The 23,319-nt window shown below is 32.1% G+C and carries 16 protein-coding genes, 1 tRNA gene, 1 other RNA gene and 1 pseudogene; 17 read left to right on the forward strand and 2 right to left on the reverse strand.

From position 1 onward, the window contains the following. Positions 1-131: 131 nt before the first annotated feature. The 3 genes from VLK81_RS03090 to malQ are packed head-to-tail and all read left to right on the forward strand — an operon-like array spanning position 132 to position 3,514. Entirely contained in the window at positions 132-887 is a 756-nt protein-coding gene (locus VLK81_RS03090; RefSeq protein WP_324619135.1) for a sugar ABC transporter permease, read from the forward strand. Positions 888-895: 8 nt separating this feature from the next. Next, positions 896-1,981 (forward strand): ABC transporter ATP-binding protein, encoded by a 1,086-nt coding sequence (locus VLK81_RS03095; RefSeq protein ID WP_324619136.1) that lies wholly within the window; start codon positions 896-898, stop codon positions 1,979-1,981. A gap of 18 nt (positions 1,982-1,999) precedes the next feature. After that, positions 2,000-3,514, forward strand: a complete 1,515-nt coding sequence (gene malQ, locus VLK81_RS03100; RefSeq protein WP_324619137.1) for a 4-alpha-glucanotransferase — start codon at positions 2,000-2,002, stop codon at positions 3,512-3,514. Between the two features lie 80 nt (positions 3,515-3,594). Here malQ and ffs read toward each other — a convergent pair. Then, positions 3,595-3,860, reverse strand: an RNA gene (gene ffs / locus VLK81_RS03105) — signal recognition particle sRNA large type. 1 nt (position 3,861) lies between these two features. Beyond that, positions 3,862-3,954: transfer RNA gene (locus tag VLK81_RS03110), tRNA-Ser, on the reverse strand. 161 nt (positions 3,955-4,115) lie between these two features. On the opposite strand from VLK81_RS03110, the gene dnaX reads away from it, so the two are divergent. The 14 genes and pseudogenes from dnaX to VLK81_RS03180 all read left to right on the forward strand — a co-directional run bounded on the left by dnaX (position 4,116) and on the right by VLK81_RS03180 (position 23,055). Next, entirely contained in the window at positions 4,116-5,774 is a 1,659-nt protein-coding gene (gene dnaX / locus VLK81_RS03115; RefSeq protein WP_324619138.1) for a DNA polymerase III subunit gamma/tau, read from the forward strand. A gap of 34 nt (positions 5,775-5,808) precedes the next feature. Further along, a complete protein-coding gene (locus VLK81_RS03120) occupies positions 5,809-6,141 on the forward strand; it encodes a YbaB/EbfC family nucleoid-associated protein (RefSeq protein ID WP_324619140.1) in 333 nt (110 codons plus the stop codon). A 1-nt stretch (position 6,142) separates the two neighbouring features. Next, positions 6,143-6,739, forward strand: coding sequence for a recombination mediator RecR (recR, locus tag VLK81_RS03125; RefSeq protein WP_324619141.1), 597 nt, complete (start codon positions 6,143-6,145; stop codon positions 6,737-6,739). Between the two features lie 18 nt (positions 6,740-6,757). After that, complete coding sequence (gene hutI / locus VLK81_RS03130) at positions 6,758-8,005, forward strand: imidazolonepropionase (RefSeq protein WP_324619142.1); 1,248 nt, start codon at positions 6,758-6,760, stop codon at positions 8,003-8,005. Between the two features lie 30 nt (positions 8,006-8,035). Next, entirely contained in the window at positions 8,036-8,674 is a 639-nt protein-coding gene (locus tag VLK81_RS03135) for a cyclodeaminase/cyclohydrolase family protein (RefSeq protein WP_324619143.1), read from the forward strand. A gap of 187 nt (positions 8,675-8,861) precedes the next feature. After that, complete coding sequence (locus VLK81_RS03140; RefSeq protein ID WP_324619144.1) at positions 8,862-9,389, forward strand: phosphatidylglycerophosphatase A; 528 nt, start codon at positions 8,862-8,864, stop codon at positions 9,387-9,389. Continuing rightward, the gene (locus tag VLK81_RS03145; RefSeq protein WP_324619145.1) at positions 9,379-10,038 is read left to right on the forward strand and encodes a ribonuclease H family protein; all 660 of its coding nucleotides are present in this window, start codon (positions 9,379-9,381) and stop codon (positions 10,036-10,038) included. The genes VLK81_RS03140 and VLK81_RS03145 overlap by 11 nt, the downstream gene beginning before the upstream one ends. 196 nt (positions 10,039-10,234) lie before the next feature. After that, positions 10,235-12,392, forward strand: a pseudogene (gene nrdD, locus VLK81_RS03150) (anaerobic ribonucleoside-triphosphate reductase). Beyond that, positions 12,392-12,892: an anaerobic ribonucleoside-triphosphate reductase activating protein gene (gene nrdG, locus VLK81_RS03155; RefSeq protein WP_324619146.1), complete on the forward strand. Its 501-nt coding sequence runs from the start codon at positions 12,392-12,394 to the stop codon at positions 12,890-12,892. The pseudogene nrdD and the gene nrdG overlap by 1 nt, the downstream one beginning before the upstream one ends. A gap of 449 nt (positions 12,893-13,341) precedes the next feature. Beyond that, positions 13,342-14,325: an MsnO8 family LLM class oxidoreductase gene (locus VLK81_RS03160; protein ID WP_324619147.1), complete on the forward strand. Its 984-nt coding sequence runs from the start codon at positions 13,342-13,344 to the stop codon at positions 14,323-14,325. 123 nt (positions 14,326-14,448) lie between these two features. After that, on the forward strand, positions 14,449-15,369 hold the full coding sequence (locus VLK81_RS03165; protein ID WP_324619148.1) for a diacylglycerol/lipid kinase family protein: 921 nt from the start codon (positions 14,449-14,451) through the stop codon (positions 15,367-15,369). A gap of 70 nt (positions 15,370-15,439) precedes the next feature. Next, a complete protein-coding gene (locus VLK81_RS03170) occupies positions 15,440-16,942 on the forward strand; it encodes a Y-family DNA polymerase (RefSeq protein WP_324619150.1) in 1,503 nt (500 codons plus the stop codon). Beyond that, entirely contained in the window at positions 16,942-17,343 is a 402-nt protein-coding gene (locus tag VLK81_RS03175; RefSeq protein WP_324619152.1) for a hypothetical protein, read from the forward strand. Before VLK81_RS03170 ends, VLK81_RS03175 begins: the two co-directional genes overlap by 1 nt. A 396-nt stretch (positions 17,344-17,739) precedes the next feature. After that, on the forward strand, positions 17,740-23,055 hold the full coding sequence (locus tag VLK81_RS03180; RefSeq protein WP_324619153.1) for a cell wall-binding repeat-containing protein: 5,316 nt from the start codon (positions 17,740-17,742) through the stop codon (positions 23,053-23,055). Positions 23,056-23,319 lie beyond the last annotated feature (264 nt).

Consider the following 23,319-nt stretch of genomic DNA (forward strand, 5'->3'; position numbering starts at 1 on the left):
GAAAAATAAAGAAAAAAAAATTATATTTATCTGACAGTCAGCCTTTAGATACAGTAGGCGTAATTTCACTTATACTTTCATATATTATTCTGATTGCTTGGGCTATTCTTATAATTTGGCCACTAGCTATCATGATAATTTCAAGTTTCAATGGAGAGCAGGGAAGGTATATTTCACTAGCTGGTGATTTTAAATTTTCCTTTAAGCATTTTAATTACCTATTTAATAAAACGTATTTTTTAAAATGGGTTAAAAATACTATTTTAATTGCACTTTCAACTGCCCTATTAACTTTAGTAATCGTATCTTTTACTGGCTATGCATATTCTAGATACAGATTTAAAGGTAAAAAGGCGAGTCTTATGGCAATTATGTTAATACAAACAATTCCGGCATTTGCAGGGATTACGGCTTATTATGCTATTCACTCAATAGTAAGTGGTATAATTCCTGTATTTTCTAGAACTGTAATGCTAATCTTAATATATTCTGGTGGAGGAATTGCTTCTAATACTTTTATTTTAAAGGGGTATATTGATTCAATTTCAAAGGAACTTGACGAAGCTGCAAGAATTGATGGCTGTTCTAACTTTGAAGTCTACAGGCTAATTATAATGCCAATTGTAAGACCTATGCTTGCTATAATTGCTCTTTGGTCCTTCATTGGTCCTTTTATGGATTATATGCTTCCAAAGATTCTTTTAACAAATCCATCTGAGTACACTTTAGCAACAGGACTTTACACTCTAATAAGTGATGTTAGAACAATGAATGCGCCTGCTTTTGCAGCGGGAGGACTTCTTACTGCTATACCAATTATTATTCTATTTATTAGCCTACAAAATCAACTTGTTTCTGGTTTAAGTAGTGGGTCAGTAAAGGGCTAGGAGGAAATATGAAAGTAATATTAAAAAATATTGGAAAAAAATACGAAGGTAGAGATAAATTTACCATTAGAAATATAGATATTGAAATTGAGGATAGAGAGTTTTGCGCTATTTTAGGCCCATCTGGCTGCGGCAAATCAACTCTACTCAGAATGATTGCAGGTCTTACATCTATAACTGAAGGTCAGCTTTACTTTGGAGATAAACTTATGAATAGGGTACTTCCTAAAGATAGGGACATTGCTATGGTTTTCCAATCATATGCCCTATATCCTCATCTTACAGTCTATGATAATATGGCATTTTCACTTAAGATGAAAAAAGAAAGCAAGGAAGTAATCCATAAGAGAGTTACCGAGGCTGCAAAAATTTTACAAATTGAAGATTATCTTTATTCAAGACCATCTGATATATCTGGTGGACAAAGACAAAGGGTTGCACTGGGAAGAGCAATGGTTAGAAAGCCAAGTGTTTTCTTAATGGATGAACCTCTTTCAAACTTGGATGCTAAACTAAGAGAGCATATGAGAGTAGAACTTGTAAGACTTCACAAAAATCTTGAAACAACCTCAATCTATGTAACTCACGATCAAACTGAAGCTATGACAATGGCAGATAAGATAATCCTTTTAGATAAGGGTAAAATTCAGCAATTTGGAAAGCCAAAAGAATTTTATGATAAGCCAGAAAATTTATTTGTAGCAGAGTTTATTGGCTCACCTACTATGAATATTATAAAGGGTAAGATGGAAAGTGGAAGATTTGTTTCAGATTTAAAAGATATAATTGTCACTCCAAAAGATGAAGACCAAAAAGCTTTAAAAGATTATGATGGTAAAAATGTTTATTTGGGAATAAGATCTGAAAGATTTCTTGCAAAAAAATCTGAGGAAAATTCATTTGAAGCTAGGGTTGAAGTTATAGAAATGCTTGGAAAGGAAAAATTACTTCATATTAGAAGCAAAAATGGCGAAGAGCTAGTAGTTTCACAACCAGGACACTTTTTATATGAAATAGATGAGAACCATAATTTTACTTTTGATTTAGATGCACTTCACTTCTTCGATGAAAAAACAACTGCAAGAATTAATTAAAAAAGTTGAGGTTTTAGATTGGACGAAAAATATAACTTTAAAAAAATTAGTGAAAATAGAACAGCTGGAGTCTTACTCCATATAAGTTCACTTAGTAATGAATATGGGATTGGAAGCATGGGGGATGAAGCAAAGGAATTTATTGATAAATTAGCCAGTTCTCAGCAAACTTGGTGGCAGGTTTTGCCAATTGGCCCTACGGGATTTGGAGATTCTCCTTACCAATCATTTTCAAGCTTTGCTGGCAATCCTTACTTTATCAGCCTTGAATATTTAAGAGATCTTGACCTACTAACTAATGATGATCTTAGTTATGTAAAAAACGAGTATTCAGACGGGGACGTCAATTTCGGCAAACTATATAATGAAAGATTTGATACATTAAAAAAAGCCTATATGAAATTTGACAAGTCTTCACTTGAATTTGCATCATTTTGTAGAGAAAATAGCTTTTGGTTAAATGACTATGCTCAGTTTATGGCCTTAAAAGAAGAAAATTATGGAAAAAGCTGGCAAGAGTGGCAAGACAAGTACAAATTTAGAGATGAAAAAGCCCTAGAAGAATTTGAAAATAATAACTATAGCAAGGTTAACTTCTATAGATTTATTCAATATCATTTTTTTAAACAATGGGAGGACTTGAAAAAATATGCCCACCAAAATGGCATAAAAATAATTGGTGACCTACCAATATATGTCGCTGAAGACAGCTCAGATTGCTGGGCAAATCCAGAACTTTTTTGCCTAGATGAAAATTTAAAACCAATTTGGGTTGGGGGCTGCCCGCCTGATGGTTTTTCAGATGACGGTCAGCTTTGGGGTAACCCTTGCTACGACTGGCCGGTTCACGAAAAAACTGAATATAAGTGGTGGGTAGATAGATTTAAATGGCTATTTTCAATTTTTGATTGTATTAGAATTGATCACTTTAGAGGATTTGAATCATATTGGAGAGTTCCTTTTGGAGATGATACTGCTAGAGGTGGATCCTGGGTAGATGGACCTAAGATGAAGCTTTTCTCTAAGTTAAAAGAAGAGTTGGGAGAGCTTCCAATAATAGCGGAAGATCTTGGCTATATGACAAGGGAAGTTTATGAATTTAGGAAAGAAACTGGATTTCCTGGAATGAAAATACTTATATTTGCCTTTAGTCCAGATGCATCTTCAGACTATCTTCCGCACAATATTGAAAGAGATTATGTTGTATATGGGGCAACTCATGATTCAGATACAATTATGGGATGGATTAATGATCATGACCAAAAAGAAGTGGATTTTGCAAAAAAATATCTTAATTTAACAAAGGATGAAGGATATAACTGGGGAATGATTAGAGGCGGTATGACCTCTGTTGCTGAAACGGCAATTTTTCAGATGCAAGATATACTTGGTCTTGATAATTCTGCTAGGATGAATTTTCCAGGAACTAGGTCTGGAAATTGGAAATGGAGAATGAAAAAGGGAGATTTTAGTGAAGATTTAGTTGAAAAACTAAAACTTTATACTCAAATGACTGGTAGATTAAAAAAATAAATTAAAAAACCTTCTTTGTATTTTATAAAATGCAATGAAGGTTTTTAATTAGGAAAATTTTATTCCAAAAATAATATGTATCACACACCCAGCTTCGCAAAAAAGTCACAATGCGTTAATTTAGTAGCCAACTCGCTTCAGGCACCCTTGCGGCACACAAAACTAACTACTTAATGCTGCTTCCTCCCGGACCTGACATGGTTCATAGCGCCCTGTTGCGCAAGACCCAAAGGTCAACATCACTTGCTAAATGCAGCCACCACTTCTTTTTTTCTAAGCTGGGAATTCAACCCTGCTGTAGCGGATTGCAGGTTACAGGGCGCCGCTAACCCCCCGTCTAGTGTGAATGGCGGAGAATAAGGGATTTGAACCCTTGAAACACTATTAATGTTTACACGATTTCCAATCGTGCGCCTTAAGCCAAACTCGGCCAACTCTCCATATTCCACTGAAAAAAGATTATACTAAAAAATTTACTCTTTGTCAAATCAAAAATCTTAAAAATAATTTTAGAAAATAATTAGCTTTGCTTTTGAAATGGTGTAAATTTTTTTATATTAAGTTTTTATGGTATAATATGAAAGATGAAGGAGGAAAAATTATGGCAATTTATAGGGATTTTAGACCCAAAACTTTTGATGAAGTGCTTGGACAAGATGCGACTATTAAAGTTCTCAAAAATCAAATTAAAACAGGGAATATTTCTCACGCCTATATTTTCTCCGGAATAAGAGGATCTGGAAAAACTTCTTCAGCAAAGATTTTTTCAAGGGCAGTAAATTGTTTGAATCCAAAGGATGGGAATCCTTGCAATGAGTGTGAAGCTTGTAAAAGTATTTTAAATGGAGAAACTATTGATGTAGTAGAAATGGATGCCGCTTCTAATAGGAAGATCGATGACATTAGAGATCTTAGGGAAAAGGTAATGTATCCTCCAAGCTTTTTAAAGTATAAAGTTTATATAATAGATGAAGCTCACATGATTACCAATGAAGCTTTTAATGCTCTTTTAAAAATAATGGAGGATGCTCCAAGTCACCTTATATTTATTCTGGCTACAACTGAGCTATCGAAAATTCCAGAAACGATTCAGTCCAGGTGCCAGAGATTTAATTTTCAAAGAATAAATGATGAAATGATAGCCTATTCTTTAAAAAATATTTCTAATAAGCTGGGATATAATTTAAGCGATGAAGCAATCTCTCAGATAGTAAAGGCATCTAATGGTGCTCTTAGAGATAGCCAATCGATTTTAGATAAGGTTATTTCTTCCTCTTCTTCAAAAGAAATAGACGAGATGAGTGCTTCAAGGGCAATTGGCTTAACTGAATCTTACCTTGTAAGAGATATTTGCTCTATGATTTTAAATAGGGATTTAAGAGGATGTTTTATCTTAATTGATAAAATATATAGTGAGCTTTTAGATGCAAAAGATTTTCTAGGGTCCATACTAGAGACTTTTAGGGGACTTATCCTATACAAATATGGCATAGACCAAGATTTTTCAAAGGAAGATATAGATTTTTTTGAAAAATATAAGGATGTTGGGGATGAGAAACTTATCTTTTTCATTGACACTCTTTTAGAAGATGAGCTTAAGATTAAGACTTATGAATTAAAAAGAGTAATACTTGAAAGCTCAATGGTAAAACTTGTTAATTTTGAAGGAGCAAATGAAATAAATTCAAGGCTTTTGGCCCTAGAGGAAAAAATGAAAAGTCCTATTATAGCGCATTCTGCAGTGGATAAGATAGCTTCTACAAATTATGATTTTGAAAAAAAATTAAAAGAAAAAGAGAAAAATTATAATTCAGCTGATGATATTTTCTCCAATAACAAGAATATGAATGAAGCTAAAGAAACTAAAGAAGCTAAAGAGACTAAAGAAAACCTAACAGATTCTAAGAAAGGCTCTAGTGAATCTAAGGAAGGTTTAATAAGTGATTCAGATAAATACACTGATTTAAAAAATAGTTTTAAGGAGATTTTTAAGAATATACTAGAAAAAAATGGCGAATTAACTTCTCTTAATGAGTCTTTATTAAATAGGCTTTATGTTGATAAGATTAAAGATTCAGTCATTTACCTATCTTATGATATAGATATAATCTGGGAAATTATAATGAAGCATAGACAAGAGCTTTTAGACACTTTAGATGAAAGATTTAATGAGAAATTTTCTATTAGTAAACATGAGCCTGATGCAGAGATTAAGGAAGATCTTCTAAATTATTTCGAGGGTAAAATAAAATTTAAGTAAATAAAAAAATATATTTTAGGAAAGGATGATTTTTATGGCAAGAGGTGGATTTCAAAGAGGCGGAAACATGGGAAATATGATGAAACAAATGCAGCAAATGCAAAGAAAGTTAGAGGAAACTCAAGCTAGACTTGAAGAGCAGCTTGTAACTAAATCTTCAGGTGGAGGTGTTTGTGAAGCAACTGTAAATGGGAAAAAAGAACTTGTTTCTATTAAGCTAGACAAGGAAGTAGTTGATCCTGATGATGTTGAAATATTACAAGATTTAATTGTTGCAGCTGTAAATGAGGCCCTAAAGGAAATTGAAGAAATTTCTGAAAGAGAAATGGGTAAACTTACTGGCGGATTAAATATTCCAGGTCTATAAAATGGATTATTATCCTGAGCCTATAGAAAATTTAATATCCGAGTTTGCAAAACTACCTTCTATAGGAAAAAGATCTGCTGAAAGACTGGCTATTTCTTTAGTTTTTGAGGATGATGATAAGGTTAACTCTTTCATTGAAGCAATTAGATTAGTTAAGTCTACAGTTAAACAATGCACTATTTGCGGAAATCTTACAGATGGTGAAATTTGCTCTGTATGTAGTGACAGATCTAGAAATGGTAAACTTTTATGTGTGGTTGAATCGGTTAAAGATCTTATAGCGATTGAAAAATCAGGAGAGTTTAGGGGAAAATATTTTGTTTTAGGAAATCTATTATCTCCTATAAAAAATTTAGAATTATCTGATATTGTGATTGATAAACTAAAAAATAGGGTAAAAGATGGAGTAGAGGAAGTTATACTTGCAATAAGCCCAACTATAGAAGGTGAAATGACTGGTATATTTATTAAGGAAGTTCTAAAAGAATTTGATGTGGTTGTTACAAAAATTGCTTCAGGTATTCCTGTAGGGGGAAATCTTGAGTATTTTGACGGCGACACTTTATTCAAAGCCTTAGAAGACAGAAGAGAAATTTGATTTGAAAGGAAGGTCTAAATGAAAGTTTTAGTAAAGAATATTTCTGAAATTGCAACCCCACTTGGTTTTGAAAAAAAATGCGGAAAAAGCATGAAGGATATTAAAGTTTATAAAAATGCTTATATTCTCACTGAAGATGGGGTAATTGTAGAAGTTGCTGAAGGTAAATTTGATGAAAGTGGATTTACTGGAGATATTATCGATGCTGAAAACAAGGCTGTAATTCCAGGATTTTGCGACTCTCATACCCACTTTATCTTTGGAGGATATAGGGATGAAGAATATGATATGAGACTTAAGGGTGCAAGCTATATGGAAATTCAAGAAGCTGGAGGAGGAATTAAGTCAACTGTTGCTGCTACTAGAGAGGAGTCCTTTGACACACTTTATGAAAAAGGACTTGATAGGCTTGATTCTATGCTTTCTATGGGGGTTACTACAGTAGAAGGAAAATCCGGATACGGACTAGATATAGAAAATGAACTTAAACAACTTGATGTAATGGAAAAACTTGACAGTGTTCATGCTCTTGATATAGTAAAGACTTATATGCCAGCTCATGATGTTCCTTTTGAATATAAAGATAATAAAGAAGGATATATTGACCTTATGATAAATAAGGGAATTCCATCTGCAAAGGGAAAGGCAACTTTCTTCGACATATTTACTGAAAAGGGAATTTTTGAAATTGAAGAGTCAAGAAGACTTTTACAGGCAGCAAAAGATGCTGGTTTTAAGCTTAAACTTCACGCTGATGAAATAGTTGACATTGGCGGCGGATATCTTGCTGGAGAAATGGGAGCTGTATCTGCTGACCATCTTCTAATGGCTAATGATAAGTCCATAAACAAAATGATTGAAGCTGGAACTATTCAAACCCTACTTCCTGTAACTGCTTTTAGTCTTAATGCTGATTATGCAAGGGCAAGAGTAATGATTGATAATGGTGGAGCTGTTGCACTTGGCTCTGACTTTAATCCTGGTTCTTGTCACTCTAATTCTATAAGTTTGATGATAGCCCTAGCAACTATCTATATGAAAATGACTATAGAAGAAACCCTTACAGCACTTACTTTAAATGGAGCAGCAGCTATGGGAAGAGAAAAAGAAGTTGGATCTATTGAAGAAGGAAAACTTGCTGATTTAGTTATCTTAGATAAAGATCGCTATAAATTTTTATCATATACAATAGGCGTAAATATAGTAGAAAAGGTTATAAAAAGAGGAGAGCTTGTTTACGATAAGAAACAAGCCTATATAGACTAAAATAAAATTAAAAATTAAAGGAGATTTAAAATGTTAGTTGAAAAAAGTGTACATGATTTTATTGAAATTGTTGATTCAAATGAACCTGTTCCAGGAGGTGGATCAGTTTCAGCTCTAGCTGGATCTATTGCAGCTGCCCTTGGAAGAATGGTTGGATCTTTAACTTTTAACAAAAAAGCGTTTAAAGAATATGATGAAAGTATTCAAAATTGTCTTAGAGAAAGCTCTGAAAAACTTCTTTCATTAAAAGAAGAATTAGAAAAGGGCGTAGACAAAGACGCCAATGCTTTTGATAAAGTAATGGAAGCTTTTGCTATGCCAAAAGAAACTGAAGAAGAAAAGAAATTAAGAAGCGAGAAAGTTCAAGAAGGATATAAAATTGCTCTAGAAACTCCTAGAAGAGCTGCTAAAGCTTGCATGGAAGTTCTTGATCTATTAGAACCTTTTGTAAAATATGGAACAAAAGGAGCGGTATCTGACGTTGGAGTTGGAGTTCTTATGGCTACAAGTGGAGTTGAAGGATCTATATTTAATGTAAAGATCAATCTTCTTGCTATGAAAGATGAAAAATATATTGAAGAAGCTAACAAGGAAGCTGATGAAATAATCGAAAAGATGAATAAAAAAAGAGATGAGCTTCTAAAGATAGTTTATGAAAGACTTAAATAATTAAAATTTTGCCTGGCTAATAGCCAGGTTTTTTTGTTGCTTTTTTTTGGATAATATAAAATTTACTTTCCTATCTTTCTAATATTAATTGTTGTGGTTTAAAAGTAAAAACATTAAAAAATTTTTTATTTACAGAAAAATTGTTATAGCTTAAAATATAAGTATAGAGCTAAAAAAGGAGGCCAGTATGGAAAGACACTTAAAAGATAGCGAATATAAATTTACAAAAGAAGAACTAAGAGATTTTGCCATAGAAAAATTAAAAGAAAGAGGAGTAGAATTAGAAGATATTTGTGAAATTATCTATATTCTACAAAAAGATTATGTAAAAGATTTAAATCTTGATATCTGTATGCACCACCTAATGAGAGTGCTTTCAAAAAGAGAGGTAGTCAATGCCATCTTAACTGGAATTGAAATTGATATTCTTGCAGAGAAAGGTCTACTATCTGAGCCTATGCTTTCAGTTATTAGGTCTGATGAGGGACTTTATGGTATAGACGAGATTCTACCTCTTTCTATAGTTAATATATATGGTTCAATAGGACTTACCAACTTTGGATATTTAGACAAGAAAAAAATAGGAATAATTGAAAAAATAGATAAGGCAAAAGATGATACAGTTAACACTTTCTTAGATGATATTGTAGCTGCTCTTGCAGCAGCATCAGCTTCAAGACTTGCCCATTCAAACAAGGAAAAATATGGCGCCTAAAAAATATTATGCAGTTGCAAAAGGTAGACTTACTGGGATTTTTACAAGCTGGGATGAATGCAAGAAGCAAGTTGATGGATTTTCAGCTCCAATTTATAAAAGTTTTAAAAGTCTTGAAGAAGCAAAAGAATTTTTAGATAAAAATATGGCTTCTACTAATAGTGACAGAATAGCCTTATTTGGGTCAAATAATAGTTTTGAAAGAGAGATTAATGAGCTTTATAAAAAACTTGACGAGAAAGAGGCTCTAGCCTTTGTTGATGGATCTTTTTTAAAAAATGAAAAATCTGCTGGATATGGTTTGGTTTATGTTAAAAAAGGATCCTACAAGTTAGTTTCAGAAAATGCTGTCGGAGATTTAAGTTTAAGAAATGTTTTAGGCGAAATATTAGCTGCTATGGAGGCGGTAAAGCTTGCGATAGAAGATGGACTTGATAAAATTTCAATCTACTATGACTACACAGGCCTTGAATATTGGGCAAATGGTTCCTGGAAGAGAAATAACAGTCTTACAAAAACATACTTTGAATTTATGCAGGAAGCAAAAAAGCAAATTAAAATAGAATTTTTTAAAGTTGAAGCTCATAAAGGCATTATTTTGAATGAAAAAGCTGATAGCCTAGCTAAAGCTGGTGCATTAAAAAAATAAATTTTTTAAGAAAATTGGCTTTATTAAAAGCAATAAAAATATAAAATATTTGATTTTTATAAAAACTTACCTTTAAAATCCCTAGAAATAGGGATTTATTATTTACATATTATTTTTTAAAAAATACACTATATATTGTGTATCCTCTTGAAGATGATAACTATTTGTAGTATAATTTATTAAAAGAAGAAGGGAGATGTTTAGGGTGAAAGTTATAAAAAGAAATGGCTCAAAAGTAGATTTTGATAAAGAAAAAATTGTTGTAGCCATTGAAAAAGCCATGAACTCTTCATCTGGAATATACACACCAGGACTTGCTGATAGAATTGCGTCGGAAATTGAAGACTTTGCAAGGGTTTTAAATAGAGATATAACCATATATCAAATTGAAGATCAAGTTTATTATAAATTACTTGAACACAAAAATCCTGCTACGGCTAGGGCTTACGAAAACTACAAGGCAGTTCAAGCATTTAAAAGAAGAGAAAACACAACTGATGATGATATTATTGGACTATTAAATAAGTCAAATGAAGAGCTTATGACAGAAAATTCCAATAAAGATGCTTTTATAGTATCAACTCAAAGAGATTTAATAGCTGGGGAAGTATCGAAAGATATCGCAAGAAGAAAACTAATTCCTACAGATATTGTTCAGGCTCATGACTCTGGAGCAATCCATTTTCACGACATGGATTATATTATTCAGCCAATGTTTAATTGCTGCTTAATAAATCTTGAAGATATGCTTACAAATGGAACTGTAATCAATGGCAAAAAAATTGATTCGCCAAAGAGTTTTCAAGTTGCCTGCACAGTAACTACTCAAATAATTGCTCAAATTGCTTCCGGTCAATATGGTGGCCAGTCAATTAATGGAATAGATAGGATTCTAGCACCATTTGTGAGAAAATCATACAACAAATATTACAAACAAGCTACTGAAGAACAAAAAGAGATTTACCATATAGAAATAGACGAAGAAAAAGCCAGCGAGATTGCACTTAAGAGGACAAAAAAGGAAATAAAAGATGGTATTCAAACTATGCAATATCAGATAAATACCCTAATGACTACAAATGGTCAAGCACCTTTTGTTACCTTATTTATGTACACAAAACCAGGCTATGAGTACGAAAAAGGAAGCTGCTCTAATAACTGAAGAAATTCTTAGACAGAGAATAGAAGGAATTAAGAATGATAAAGACGTATATGTTACTCCAGCTTTTCCTAAACTTATCTATGTACTAGATGAGCACAATGACCATGAAGGTTCAAAGTACTATTATTTAACTAAGCTTGCCGCAGAGTGTACAGCAAAGAGAATGTACCCAGACTATATTTCCGCTAAAAAGATGAGAGAAATTTATGACGGTAATGTCTTTAGTCCAATGGGATGTAGGTCTTTCTTAGCTCCTTGGAAAGATGAAAATGGAAATTATAAGTTTGATGGAAGATTTAATATGGGAGTTGTTTCTATTAATCTACCTCAAATTGGCCTATTAACAAAGGGCGATGAAGAAGCTTTCTTTAATCTTTTAGATAAGAGATTGGAGCTTTGCAAGAAGGCACTTTTATTTAGATATAATCTTTTAAAAGATGTAACTAGTGATGTTTCTCCTATCCACTGGCAGTATGGTGGCATTGCAAGACTTAAACCAGGAGAAAAAGTTGAAAAATTCTTAAAGGGTGGATATGCTACTATATCCTTGGGTTATATAGGAATATATGAAGCATCTTTACTTATTACTGGAAAGACTCATACAGATCCAGAAGGTAAGAGATTTGCCTTGAAGATAATGGATGTTTTAAATGACCATGTAAAAAAATGGAAGAGTGAAACTGGAATTGGTTTTGCCCTATATGGAACTCCAGCTGAAAATCTTACAAATAGATTTGCAAAAATTGACAGAACAAGGTTTGGAGAAGTTGAAGGAATTACTGATAAGGGATATTATACAAATTCTTACCATGTATTTGTTGGAGAAGAAATTGACGTATTTTCTAAATTTAAATTTGAATCAGATTTTCAAGCAAGATCAACTGGCGGCTGTATATCTTATGCAGAAATTCCTAATATGACTAATAATGTTGAAGCAGTTCTTACTATGGTAAAATATATTTCAGACAATATAACTTATGCAGAATTTAATACAAAACTTGATTATTGCCATGAATGTGGATATGACGGAGAAATTATTGTAAATGATGACAATGAGTGGGAATGTCCACATTGTCACAATAAGGACAAGAAAAAGCTTACTGTAATTAGAAGAACATGCGGTTATCTTGGGGAAAACTTCTGGAATGAAGGCAGAACCAAAGAAATTAAAGCAAGGGTACTTCACATATAATGAAATATGCACAAATAAGAAAGTTTGATGTCGCCAACGGACCAGGCATTAGAACAAGCATATTTGTAACGGGCTGTACACATAATTGTAAGGGATGTTTCAACAAGGAATATCAATCTTTTTCCTATGGGGATGACTGGACTAATAAAGAAACAGAAAAAGTTATAGAGTATTTAAAAGATAAAAATGTATCGGGCCTTACTCTTTTAGGCGGGGAGCCTTTTCAAAATGTTGATGGTCTTTTAGAAGTTATAAAAGAAGTTAAAAAAAATATAAAAAAAGATATTTGGGCATACTCTGGTTATACATTCGAAGAAATAATAAATGACCCAAAAAGACTTAAACTTTTAGAAGAGGTTGACGTTTTAGTAGATGGAAAATTTGTAGAAGAAAAAAAGAATTTAAAGCTCAGGTTTAGAGGCTCATCTAATCAGAGAATTTTAGACTGTAAGAGAAGTCTTGAAGAGCAAAAACCCATCTGGTTAGAGGAATTTAAATAGAAAAAATCTTACTTTTTTGCAAGATTGATAGTTTTGGCAAAATCCAAAAATTTTACCTAGAAAAATTAATTTCTAAATCATATAAATATGTAAATCTAAAGCTTATTAAGGCGTGGATAGTTTGATTTATACCCCCTTTAATTTGATTTATAGTAGATTATTTTTGTTAAAGGTTTATATTTGGATTTTGTCATTTTATTAAGATTATAGTCTTGCTTTTGGCAAGATTTTTTTATTTAAAAAAACAAATTGAATATAAGTAAAATTTTACTTATAACCAATTTATAAGCCTTATTATTGGGTATATATAAATAGCTATTAAGTTAAATTTTATATAATTTTTGAATAGTGATTTAATTAAGACATAAGAAAAGGAAAAATTATATAAGTATATTCAATTAGAATATAATATTTAAAAATCACCAAAAAATCATTTTAAGGAGGATGCGATGAAATTATCTATATTAGATCTTATGCCTTTTTTTGAAAACGACACAGAAGCAGCTGTTATCGAAAGGACCAGAGAAGTTTGCGTAGCAGCGGATGAAATAGGATACAATAGATACTGGATTGCTGAACACCACAACGCCCCAAATGTTATGAGTTCAGCCTCAGCCATTATGGTTAAAGACTTACTTGAGAGGACTAAGAATATAAGAGTTGGGGCTGGAGGAGTAATGCTTATAAATCACATACCATTTTTGATTGCGGAAACTTATGGAATGCTTGATGTAATGTATCCGGGTAGAGTTGATTTAGGCCTTGGTAGAGCTCCAGGTACTGACTATAAAACAGCCCAAATTATATATAGAGGAGACATACAAGAAGAAAAATTTTTAGAAAGCGTAAACCTACTTAGGAAGTATTTTGATAAAGATGATTCTTCACTAGAATCAAGACCATATCCAGCTGCAGGTAGGAATATTCCAATAATAATTTTAGGATCTTCTTTATCTTCAGCAAAAATAGCAGCTGAAATTGGCGCTATATATTCATTTGCTGGCCATTTTTCTCCTTCTCTATTAGATAGTGCAATAAAAACATATAGAGATAACTTTAAAGCTAGTAAATATCTTGAAAAGCCTTATTTAATATTAGGATATTTGGCTTATGCATCCGATAGCAAGGAAAGATCTGAATTTTTATTTAGTTCAGCTCAGCAGGGAATCCTAGATATAGCTAGAGGGAATAAGGATCTTTTTAAACATCCAACTGAAAACTTTTTAAATAGCTTAAATTCTGCTGAAAAAATTCTTCTAAAAACTAGAATGGGAATTAAACTTTTGGGTGACAAGGAAGATGTTAAAAAGCAGCTCAAAGAATTTAAAGAAAAATATAATCCAGATGAACTTGTTGGAGTAACATACATGAAAGATGCTAAGGATATTATAAATAACTATAAAACTATTTTAGAAGCATCAAAAGAAATCTAAATTTTTCATTGATTTAAAAGACATATTTTTGATATGTCTTTTTTTTTATTTTTCATTAAATTAAAAAGAAAGTTTATCACGGAACATATATTCTTTTTTTAAAATGTATAGTATAATCATAGTATGGAAAAAAATATTATAATATTATCTAAAAAAGCGGGCTCAGGTAAGAAGCTCTTAAACAAGGAAAAAATTGAAGAAATATTTTCTAAAAACAACAAATTAGATAGTCTAACTATCATAACTACTAAAGATAAGGAAGATGTATATAATCTTTCAAAATATTATTCTGAAAAATATGGAGAAAATCTTAAGCTATTTATATCAGGCGGAGATGGAAGTATAAGCGAAGCGATAGGAGGAATTGTTGGAACTGAAACAAAACTTGGAATTTTGCCGACTGGTACAGCTAATGATTTTGCTAAATATTTATATAAAAAGAATGTTGATCCATATAAACTTATAGAATCTAGCTTTGAAGCTGAAAGCAAAAAGATGGACCTTATGGCTTTTGGTGATAGCTTTGCCGCTAATATTATTTCACTTGGCTTAGACTCTGTAGTATTAAGAGATGCACTTATTGGAGTAGAGAAAAATCCATCCCTTGGACATCTAAATTATCTTAAGTCAGTTTTTAAGAATCTAAAAAATAAAAAAGATTATAAGATTTCCTATGAATTTGTATTGGAAAATGGAGAAATTGTTAAGGACGAGGCAAATATTCTCATAATGGCTATTTGTAATGGCGCATTTTATGGATCAGGATTTAACCCAGCTCCATCTGCATCAGTTTTTGATGGAGTTTTGGATCTTGTTATAGCTTATAAAATGAAGCTTGGGAGATTTTTACTTGAAATTGTTAAATATAAATTTGGAAAAAATAAAGAAAGTCAGTATTTTAAAAGATTTAGAATTAAGGAGCTTTCTATAAAGTCATTATCCGAAAAAATTCCAGCTAATTATGATGGAGAGCTTTTCTACCTTGATGAGCTTAATATAAAAGTTTTAGAGAAAAAAATTAATTTATTAATTCTTAAACCCTAGAATTTCAAACTTTTAAAATAAGGATTTTATTATTATATAATTTTATTTTTCTTGAAAGGAGGAGAAATTTATGGAAAAAGTATATTTTGCTATTGACCTAAAATCTTTTTATGCATCATCTGAATGTGCTATAAGAAAACTAGACCCACTTACTACAAACCTTGTTGTTGCAGACACTACAAGAACTGATGGTTCAATCTGCCTTGCGGTTTCTCCTTCTTTAAAAGAATTTGGCGTTCCTGGTAGGCCAAGATTATTTGAAGTTAAAGAAATTATAAGTAAAATAAATTATTTTAGGAGAAAAAAGCATCCTGAAATAAAGGAATTTAAAAAATCTCCATTTAAAAAAGATCTAAATGATGATAGGGTCCTAGTAGATTTTATAATTGCTAGACCAAGGATGAGCCTTTACCTAGATTATTCGGCAAAAATAGTAAATATATATAAAAGGTTTGTTCATCCTGAAGATATACACATCTACTCAATAGATGAGGTTTTTATAGATGCTACAAGCTATATTAAAAAATATAAGTCTAGCCATGACATGCTTCTTGAAATAATAAAAGCAGCCCTATACGAAACCGGAATTACAGCAACAGCAGGCATTGGACCCAATCTATATTTGGCAAAGATTGCTATGGATATTATGGCTAAAAAAATGAAAGCAGATAAAGACGGGATTAGAACTTACTTTTTAGATGAGAGAAAATATAGGGAAGAACTTTGGGACCATCTTCCACTTACAGATTTTTGGAGACTTGGCAAGGGAACAGAAAAAACCTTAAATAAGAATGGAATTTACACCATGGGAGATATTTGCCTTGCCTCCTTAAATAAATTTGGCGACTCTAGATGTGAGGACCTTCTCTATAAACTTTTTGGAGTTGGGGCTGAGCTTCTAATTGATCATGCATGGGGGAAGGAGACATGCACAATAAAAGATATTAAAAATTATAAGCCAAAGAGAAATTCTATCTCCTCTGGCCAGGTTCTTTTTAGACCCTATTCTTTTGAAGAAGGTAAAACTATACTTTCAGAAATGGTGGAGAATTTTACCTATAAGCTTATAGAATCCTCTCAGCTCACTGGCCACATATCCCTTACCATATCCTTTGATGAAAAAAGTTTGGAAAATATAAAAGATGACTACAAGGGAGAAATTAGAATAAATTCCTATGGACGAAAAGTGCCAAGATATGCACATTTATCCAAAAAACTTGATAGCCTAACTATGTCTGTAAATACTTTAAAAAGTGAATTTTTTGAAATATATGAAAAAATTGTAAATAAAGATTTCTACCTTAGAAAAATTTCAATTTCCTTTGGAGAACTTGTTGATTTAAAAAAGGCTAGGGAGGAAGACCTAATATATAAGCAGCAGTCTTTATTTGACCTTGAGAAAAACTATTCCAGCAAAACTGAGCTGGACCAGGAAAAAGAGTTGAGACTGCAAAAAACCCTTCTAAATATTAGACAAAAATTTGGGGCAAATTCAATTATGAAGGCGGACAGTCTAAAAGAAGAAGCTACTGGAATAGATAGAAATAATCAGATAGGAGGTCATAGAGCCTAATGGATAAAAAATATATGGATATTATTAACCTAGACTATAAGCCGTCTTTAAAGCACCCAAGGATGCCAAGGCAAAATAGAGCCTGTCAGTTTCAAGCCTTTAAAGCTCTTAGGGGATATGAGGAGCGAATTTACGAATCATCTAAGGAGAAAATAAAAAAAAAACATCTAGCAAGCGACCAAAAAGATTTAATAAATTACCGCCTATCGGAGATAATATCTGGAAAAATTAAAAAAAATTATAAATTTGTTTTCTTTAAAAGGGACGACTCTTTCATATATGGAAAGTACGAAAACGTTTGTGGAAAAGTACAAAAAATAGATTCCTATGAAAAAATTATCTATTTAGAAAAAGGAGAGAGGATAAACATAGAAGATTTAATAGCAATAGAGGAATTATAAAAAACTTTTTTTAATCTTTAATTAGAGATTTTATAAAAAACATAGTAAAAATATAAATTTTTTGCAAAAATATAAAATAAGCTTCTTTAAGAGGAAAAAGATTGTAAATTAGTTAAAATATTTTCTTAAAGGTAAAATTTTGCAAAATTTTACAAATCTATAAATCTTAAATTCAAATATTAAACTAATCTTTTAAATATTATAGGTTGGATTTTATAAATACTATGCTTTTTAAAATTAATTACAAGGGTCATATAACTATGACCTTTTTTTAATTCCAATAAATAAAACAAAAATTTAACCGAAAAATAGGATAGTGAAAACATTTGTATTGTATATTTTACACAAATGGGATATAATAAAGTCGTATAAATACAAAGAAAGGATGTGCATAAATTGCAAAAATTTCAAAAAAGAATATTAGCATTCTTTTTAGCACTAGTAATGATATTACCATCATTTGCAGGAACATATGCTGCTGGAAATGCTAATAAGCCTGTACAAAAAAGTACAAGCCAAAAAGTTGAAAATAAGAAATTTAACAGAACTATAGATCCGACACTTAGAAAGATGATAAGTGGCAATCAATCTGTTAAAAAGGTTAAAGTTATTATTGAGTTAAAGGAAGACTCAGTTTTAGAAACTGCAGCTAAAGAAGGTAAGGCTCTACAAGACTTATCAGCTACAGAAGTTAAAAACATAACTGAAAAAAATACTGAAGCTCAAGAAAAACTTGTAAAAGATCTTGATATTAAGGCTGAAGATAAGTTCTCAAACGCTATCAACGCTATAAGTACAGAAGTAAGCTTATCTGAAATAGAAGATATAGCTAAACACAAAGACGTTAGAGAAATTCGCCTTTCAAGAAGATATTTAAGACCTGCTGAACCAACAATGTCTGAAGCAGTTAAAATAACTGAAGCAGATAAAGTTTGGGCTGATTATGGTTATAAGGGAGAAGGAAGCGTTGTAGCTATTATTGATACAGGCTTTGATGTAAATCACCCTGACTTCAAATTAACTGATACAGACAAAGTTAGATACAAAGAAGCTGATATTGAAGCTTTAAAAAATAGCGACAATACTCTTCTAGGAGTATACCACAATGAAAAATTCCCTTATGTGTATGATTATCAAGACTCTTCAACAAATGTAAGAGAATACAAAGATGAATCTCACGGCCAACACGTTGCTGGTATTGCAGCAGCTAATGGTAAGGTAGTAGGGGTTGCTCCAGAAGCTCAAATTCTTGCAATGAAGGTTTTCTCAAATGAAATGACAAATGATTCTGTTTGGGAAGAACAATATATTAGAGCTATAGAAGATGCAACAAAGCTTCAAGCTGACGCTTTAAATATGTCACTTGGTGGAATCGCTGGAAACTCATATTATGACGATGAAAATACAACTTTAAATAAGGTTTTAAACGATGCAAATAAAGCTGGAGTTGTATGTAATATAGCTGCTGGTAATGATAGAAACCAAAATGACGGAAGAGATGTTCCTCACAACTTCTTAACTGACCCAGACGTAGGAGTAGTTGGAGATCCTGCAACTTATGAAGGCTCTTTTGCAGTTGCTTCATATAACAACGACAAGAGTATGTTCAACTATGTATCTTTTACAGGTAAAGATGGAAAGACTCTTGAAATTCCTGCAATTCTTCACGAAGGTTCACCTCATGATAATCTAGGAAAAGAATATGGTATAGTTTCAGTTGGATATGGTGCTAGTGATGATGATTATGCTGGAGTAGACGCAAGTGGTAAGATTGTTCTAGTACAAAGAGGAAATGCATCATTTACTGAAAAAACAAGACTTGCTGAAAAACATGGAGCTACAGGAATAATTATCTACAACCACGAAGCAGGTGGAAACGACTTAATGGGCATGATAATTGATGCACCATATCAAATTCCTATGGCCTTTATTGGACACGCAGATGGACTTAAATTAATAGATGCTACAAAAGCTACTATAGGAAATGATAAAAAACTTATAGATAGCCCTACAGCAAAACAAATGGCTAAATCTTCTTCTTGGGGACCTGCACCAGATTTAAGAATGAAGCCAGAAATTACAGCACCAGGTAACAACATTTACTCTCTTCAAAATGACGGAGAATATATGGTTATGAGTGGTACTTCTATGGCTACTCCTCATGTTACTGGAGCAACTGCTCTTATTGCTCAAGCTCTAAGAGATAGATTTAATATTACTAGAGACAAGCAAGCATTCCTTGCAAAGACAATAATGATGAATACAGCTCACCCTATAGCTGACCCAACTACAGATGGATCTTACTATTCAGTTATGGAAGCTGGAGCTGGTTTACTAAATGTATTAGATGCTGTTAAAACAAATGTATATGCAACAGCAGTTGGTGGAGCGGACACAAAAGCCGATGGAAAACTTGAACTTAAATCAATTGGTACAAAGAATTTCAAAACAACTATAACTTTTAACAACCTTTCAGAAAAGGCAGTTAAATTTAATGCTCCATCAGTAATCGCTTTAACTCCAGAGATTAATCCTGATGGATGGTATACAGACAAGTCTCAAAGACTAAACGCTACTGTAAGCGCTGACAAGGAAGTTACCGTTCCAGCAAATGGAAGCATAGATGTAGAAGTTGAAGTTTCTGTTACAGACGAAGTTCAAAAGAATCAATTCCTAAATGGATATATTACATTTGATTCTGATAGTAACTCAAGTATAACTATTCCATTCTTAGCTTTCTATGGAAATTGGGCAGAACCAGCACCATTTGGTGGATTCTGGCAATACAATGAACCAAACTACTATAAATGGCAAGCATTCTCATCTAGACCAAAAGATAATGGCTGGACACACCTACCAAATATAAAAGTTGGAGATGGGGAAGAAGTTAAAGACTATGCTGTTTACTTCTCTTATGAAACTGCAGTTAACCCTGTATTAACTATTATGAGAAACTTAAATAGTATAGACGCAATCTATACAGATAAAGATGGAAAAACTTTAAAAGAAGGAAATATAACATTAGAGTCTTGGGGACTTAAGAAATACAATGGAAGAATATTCCCTGAAACTCAATTCTTTAACGAACTTGGATGGGAACCAAGCGGATTAGTTGATGGAGAAGAATACTACGCTCAGCTTAAGGCAGACCTTAATGGTACACCTGAAAAAGACGATTATACTTCTCCAAAATATAAATTAATCGCTGATATCGTTAAGCCAACAATTAAGAATTATGAGCTTGATCCAGTTAATAGAACTATAACTATTGAATTTGAAGACAATCTATCAGGTGTATCTTACGTTGAAATTTGGAACAAGACTTTAGATAGCGTTGTAAACCTATATCCTAATATGGCTAAAAGCGATCAAGAGCGTAAAGATATTATAGAGCAATTCAATTCAGGAAAAATCACTCTTAATTTACCTGAAAATTGGTCTAAGGGTCAAGATTTAAGTATCTATATAGAAGATAAAGTATTTAATGGAACAGGACTTAATATAGAAAACACTTTAACTAACACTAATGTTCCAAACCCAGATTCTTCTGTAAGAATATCTGTTCAAAATCCAAAAGATAACTTCTCATATCCAAAAGATGTAAATGATGTAAATGGATTTGTTTGGGGAATAGATGGAGTAGATGATATTAAGATTGAGCTTGTTAACCCTAAAACTGGTGAAGTAATAGAAAGCGGATATGATATAGAAGTTAAACCAGTTGAAAATGTTAAATTTGGTGAAGGCGAAGATGCTAAGGAATTTGGACCTGGCTTTAGCTTTAGTGGTAAAATCAAAGGAAACTTCGATATTCCACTATATGATGTAAGAGTTAGCGTAAAACCAATTAATAGCGACAAATACGTAACAGTTGCTAAGCATTTCTTCGTAAATCAAATGGCTCCTGAAATTGAAATATTAGACATCGTAAGATGTACAACTGATGACAAGGGATATGCTAAGATCAAAATCACAGATGACTATAACTATGTTCAAGTAGTTGAAGGAATAGTTAATGAAGATGGATCTGTAGAAGATGGTAAACTTCTTGCTTCATTAGATAAGTGGAGTTATACAGCTGGACGTTATACAAGAGAATTTGAATATAGACCTGACCTAGTTGATGGAGAAAACAATTTAGCACTTATTGTTTATGACGATGCTGGCGATAGATCTGTTATTAAATTTGTAATCAAAAAGGCTGAAGCTTGTGACCCTAATGAAGAAAATGAAGAAATAACTAAGGATATCTCAGGAGTTGTAAACTTCTATGGTGAAGTTGGAGATGTAAGACCTGAAAGTGTTAAAGTTACTCTACTTGATAATGGAGTTGCAGTTGATACATTCGAAGTAAGTTCTAAAACAAATTGGATGTACACATTTAAAGATAAGGTTGCTTTAGATAAAAATGGTCAAAAACATGACTTTACTATTCAAGCTGAAGATTTAGATTCTTATACTAAAAAGATTAATGGACTAAATGTAGATTACACTTATGTTCATACAGCTGAAAAAACTACTGAAATAAAAGGTAAAGTAACTTTTGAAGATACTCAAAAAGATTTACCTGAATATGTAAATGTTTCAATATATAAAAATGGAAGCCTTTACGCAGTTGTTAAAGCTGAAAAAGATAAAGGATATGTATTTAAAACAACTGGTCCTGAAAGTGAAAATGGAAAATTAAATGTTTATACTGTAGATGCTAATCTTCCAGGATTTACTTCAGAAGTAACTGGATATGATATTAAGCTAAAAGCTAAAAAAGATTATCCAACACCAGGCACAGATCCAATCCCAGGACCTAACCCAGGAACAAAACCAGATCCAAAGCCTGAAGTAAAACCAGAACCAAAACCAGAAAAGAACATCTTTGATGGAATTGAACTAGAAAGACAAGCTGGAGACAACAGATACCAAACAGCAGTAGAAATCTCAAAGAAAAACTTTGAAAGTGCAGAGACCGTAATCCTAGTAAATGGAGAAAAAGAAGCAGACGCACTAGCAGCAAGCGTACTAGCAAAAGAAAAGAATGCACCAATCCTACTAATCAAGAAAGACATGACTCCAGACGAAGTAGCAAAAGAAATAGAAAGACTAGGAGCAAAAAACATAATCCTAATAGGTGGCTTAAACTCAATAACACAAAAAGCAGTAGAAAATCTAAAACAAAACATTACAAGAATAGCAGGAAAAGATAGATTTGAAACAGCAGTTAAAATAGCAAAAGCCGCAGGAAAAACAGAAAAACTAATCCTAGCAAACGGAATTACCCTAGTAGATGCCCTAACAGCATCAAGCCTAGCACAAGTAGAAGACAGAGGAATAATACTAGTAAACAAAGATAGCGTACCAGAATGTGCAAAAGAACTAGTAGAAAAAGCCAAAGACATCCTAATAGTAGGCGGAGAAAACTCAGTAAAACTAGGAGTAAAAGCGGACAGAATCTCAGGAAAAGATAGATTCGAAACAGCAGTAAAAATAGCAGAAAGAGCATTTGTAAATCCAAAACAAATCGCCCTAGCAAATAGCACAGCTTATGCAGACGCACTAGTATTTGGAGCAATAACAGGAAAAGTAGAAGCCCCAATACTATTAACAAACAAAGATAAATTACCACAAGTAGTAAAGGAATATCTAGAAAGAAACAAAATAGAAAAAATCTTTGTACTTGGAGGAGAAAATAGCGTAAGCAAAAATCTTTTCAAATAGAGATAAACTCAAGAGAGTGGATAAGTCCACTCTCTTTTTACATATAAAAGCAAAGAAAGATAAGTAAAGTTTTTTAAATTCTAAAACACAAAACTCATCTATTCAAGTATTTAAATTAAAAAAACAATATCAAATAAAATAATTATAAGATAAAAAATATAGGCTCCCGATTAAACTAGAATTTATTAGCTTTTAGGAATTAAAACTAATTAAACTCCTCAATGGGCTAAAGGACAATTGATTTTTATATCTCCATAAAAATAT

It is taken from the genome of Citroniella saccharovorans (genome assembly GCF_035481615.1).
Taxonomy (GTDB): domain Bacteria; phylum Bacillota; class Clostridia; order Tissierellales; family Peptoniphilaceae; genus Citroniella; species Citroniella saccharovorans.